The 3910-nt window shown below is 39.5% G+C and carries 5 protein-coding genes; all 5 read left to right on the top strand.

Going from position 1 to position 3910, the window contains the following annotated elements; all coding sequences use genetic code 11:
* Positions 1–180 precede the first annotated feature (180 nt).
* Positions 181–1605 (top strand): PLP-dependent aminotransferase family protein, encoded by a 1425-nt coding sequence (locus VNZ46_RS22965; RefSeq protein ID WP_325562983.1) that lies wholly within the window; start codon positions 181–183, stop codon positions 1603–1605.
* 148 nt (positions 1606–1753) lie between these two features.
* Complete coding sequence (locus VNZ46_RS22970) at positions 1754–2491, top strand: transporter substrate-binding domain-containing protein (RefSeq protein ID WP_325562985.1); 738 nt, start codon at positions 1754–1756, stop codon at positions 2489–2491.
* On the top strand, positions 2491–2976 hold the full coding sequence (locus VNZ46_RS22975; RefSeq protein WP_325562987.1) for a RidA family protein: 486 nt from the start codon (positions 2491–2493) through the stop codon (positions 2974–2976). Before VNZ46_RS22970 ends, VNZ46_RS22975 begins: the two co-directional genes overlap by 1 nt.
* Before the next feature lie 28 nt (positions 2977–3004).
* Complete coding sequence (locus VNZ46_RS22980) at positions 3005–3163, top strand: hypothetical protein (protein WP_325562989.1); 159 nt, start codon at positions 3005–3007, stop codon at positions 3161–3163.
* A gap of 153 nt (positions 3164–3316) precedes the next feature.
* A partial coding sequence (locus VNZ46_RS22985) for a hypothetical protein (RefSeq protein ID WP_325562991.1) occupies positions 3317–3910 on the top strand: 594 nt, incomplete at its 3' end.

Consider the following 3910-nt stretch of genomic DNA (forward strand, 5'->3'; position numbering starts at 1 on the left):
GAAATGCGACTGGTTTGACCAATTATCTAAATGTTCTATTTAATTAATTATTGATCCATACTGTTCTGAAATTGGGCAAAGGGTTCGAATTTATTGGTTTTTCCGCAAATAATCAATCCGTTTAAATTCATACCTTTAACAGATTTCAATTTTGAATATTTCACTGTAACAGTTGACAATATGAAGGAACCCATTTACATTTCATTTGCTGGTAAACTCGCTGAAATGATTGAAAGCGGAATTTTCAAACCGGGAGATAGATTACCGTCGATAAGAAGCCTTCACCAAAAAAAGGGATTGAGTATTGGAACCATTCTGCAATCTTTTAATTATTTAGTGGAGAAAGGTCTGGTTGTTTCCAAAGAAAAGTCAGGGTATTTCGTACAGGATATTTCAAGTGAAGAAAAGCCATTGCCAGAAGTAATACCTGTTTCGCTATCGGCAAGAGATGTTCATATTGACCGACTGTTACAAAAACTGCCCCATGATGGTACAGATAAAAAATTTGTATCGTTTACCAATGCACTTCCCGATAACAGGCTGTTGCCTTTCAACAGTATCAAACGCTTTATCCAGCAAACATCAAGAGATGCCAGTGGCAGCTATCTTGGATTAGAAAGCCGGTATGGCAACAAACAACTACGTGAAGAAGTCTCCAAACGTTCACTGCCATGGAAAGGCTGGCTCCATGCGGACGAATTAGTCATCACCAATGGGGCTTTAGAAGCCGTCTTCTGTTGCCTGAAAGCCATAACAAAACCGGGAGATACGGTATTGGTGCAAGAACCCTGTTTCTTTGGTATATTGCAAATCATAGAATGCTTAGGACTTAAAGCTGTTTCCGTGCCGTCCCACCCGTCATCAGGTATATCAATAGATGATGTTAAAAAAGCTTGTAAAAAATTAGCTGTCAAAGCCTGTGTTATCGTTAGTAATTTTAATAATCCCGATGGTGCAAGTATTGATACAGATGGAAAGAAACAACTCGCTGCATTAGCCAATACACTGAATATTCCTGTTATAGAAGACGACCTATACGGGGATTTGTTCTTTAAAGGTGGCAGACCCGACACCATCAAAACCTACGATACAGACGGTTGGGTCATGTATTGCAGTTCGTTTACCAAAACACTTGCTCCAGGATTGAGAATCGGTTACTGTGCCGGGGGGCGTTTCACTTATGATGTTGCAAGAGTAAAAGCAATGCTGAACCATTCCACATCCAGTTTTAATCAACGTGTGGTTTTTCAATTACTCAACTCCGGTGTGTCTGAAAAGCACTTGCTAAAATTCAGGCTTGAAATGTACAAGAATCTTAATCGTTATACTGTCCTCATCAGGCAGTATTTCCCCGATGGAACCAAAATCACACAACCAGGCGGTGGCCTTTACATCTGGATAGAATTGCCTCATATCATCAATACTTCAGATTATCTTGAAAGAGCAATGGAACAGAATGTATCTTATGCCCCGGGAGAAATTTTTTCATTGAAAGGGAATTATAAGAATTACCTCCGTATCAGTTATTCAGGTCTTTGGGAGAAGAAAACAGAAAAAGCACTTATTATTTTGGGTAAACTTTTTTGTAGTGCTATTGATAAATAGCTGTAAGGTTTAGCTCTTTAGTTCTATTGTAACAAATCCATCTGTTACAGTAAAATATCCAATATCTGTATCTGTTGCCATCTATTTCTAAGCTATACCTTTGTTGTATAGCTAAGAACTTAAACTTAACTACACAATTGTAACAGATATGAGCATTAAAAAAATCAGGATAGCATACGTAGATGAACCTCCATTTTATTGGACGGAGAAAGACAAGTCTCTAAAAGGTGCGGACATTGAACTCATCGAAACGGTGCTTCGGGAAATTGGCATATCATCCATCGAATACCATCATACAACATTTGAGGAACTTTTACAGGGAGTAAAGGGCGGTCGCTGGGACATCAACGTTCCTATTTTCGTAACAGATGAACGAGCAAAAGAAGTGGCGTTTAGCATTCCTGTTTGGGCGTTGGGCGATGGTTTCGTAGTGCATCAGGGAAACCCGAAAGAACTGACAAGTTATGAAACCGTGGCAATGAGAAGTGATACGAGGTTGGGGCTTATTCCCGGACAGGTTCAGGTTAACAAAGCAAGGTCGGCAGGTGTGAATGACAGCCAAATCGTATTGCTCAAAAATCAGGATGCGTTAATTGCGGCATTGCAATCGGGAAAGATTGACGCATTTGCAGCTACGGCAGTTGGAAACAATGCTATTGTAAAAGCGAACCCGGAATTACAATCTGTCCCCTTAAAGAACAATATAGCCGATAAAATTCCTGTCGGAGCCTTTTCATTTAATAAAGACAACCACGAATTATTGCAAGCGGTAAACCAACAGCTTAATAAATATTTAGGCTCGGCAGACCACCGCAATAAAATGGCAAAATACGGGATTACCTCTTCAGAGATAGATGCTATTGTGTCAAAAAAGAATGAGAAATAATGAAACCGATTTACAGGGCAATCATACTGATATTGGCATCTGTGAATGCTATTGCTGCCGATGCCCAGACTACAAAGCAAACATCAAATAAGAACAATATGGTAAAGCATCATGAGATTTCACAGTTTGGCTATTCCGAATATGTGGAAATTGATTTGGGAACCGCCAAAATGCTTGTCTTTTCGGGTCAGTTGGCCTTGGATAATGATGGCAATACCGTTGGTGCCGGAAATTTTGAACAACAGGCAGAATATATTTTTTCCAGCATTCAAAAGAAGCTGGAAAAGGCAGGCGGAAGCCTGAAAAATATCATCAAACTGAACAACTATTTTACCGATATTTCAAATCTTCCTGCATTCAGAACAATAAGAAACAAATACATTGACACTACACAACCACCTGCGCAAACATCGGTAGAAGTAAAACAGCTTTTTAGGGCAGATGTGATGTTGGAGGTTGAGTTCATGGCTGTCATTAACTACTGATACATTTTTTTAAGTATCTATCGTTGATATGTTTTCCAGTGACTTTACAGGACTCAAATCAGAAGATACTTTGAAAATTGAAGAACTCAGTGAGAAGTTGCATCAAAGAGAAAGCTTATTGGTAGACCTTCAAATGAAGCTGTTGCAGTATTATGAAAAGAAGCCAGCAGTCATCAACATTGGGTGACCATAGATTTTCATTAGATGGATGTAATTGAAAATTATTCATCTGTAAATCAATTAATTGTATTATTTAGCGCGCTTTTTTTTAAAAAAAAATCCCAGTGCAGCACCACTGCACTGAGTCTTTTTACATTGGCTGATATTTTATAATATCAGCATGAACGATAATTTACTTTTTTCAGTTTTCTACAAGCCTGGTTTGATCAAAAGGGCTGTGAAAGAAAATAATCGCTATTTCAAGTGGCAACCTAAAATCGCGACAATTTGCAGCATTGCAGTTTTGATCATCAGTTGCGGGTTCAATACCCTTTTTGCACAGGGTATTGTCAGCGTGGATCATTTTAAGGGCCGGGCGCAGCTAAGCATACCAATTTACGCCGTGAAGTCTGGAGACATCCAGGTCCCCATTAGTCTGGACTATTCTGCTGGCGGCGTTAAAGTCTCGGATAGTTACGGATTACATGGATGGACATTAAACGGAGCCGGTTCGATTTCAAGAATCATGTACGACTCTCCAGATGACAAACCTACTTCTGGCTGGCTATACGGAACTAATGCAACGCAGGTAGAGGCTTTTAATATCGCAAATGATAATACTACTTTAACCTGTGCCGACGAGACGGCCGATATCAATTCCCTTTTTCCTACCACAAAGGATTCGGAACCGGATGTCTTTGTAGTCAATGCTCCGGGATTATATTGCCAGGTCGTTTTTGATAAAAATCATCAGCCCAAGACCATTCCCTACAGA

Source organism: Pedobacter sp. (assembly GCF_035566355.1).
In the GTDB taxonomy this organism is placed as follows: domain Bacteria; phylum Bacteroidota; class Bacteroidia; order Sphingobacteriales; family Sphingobacteriaceae; genus Pedobacter.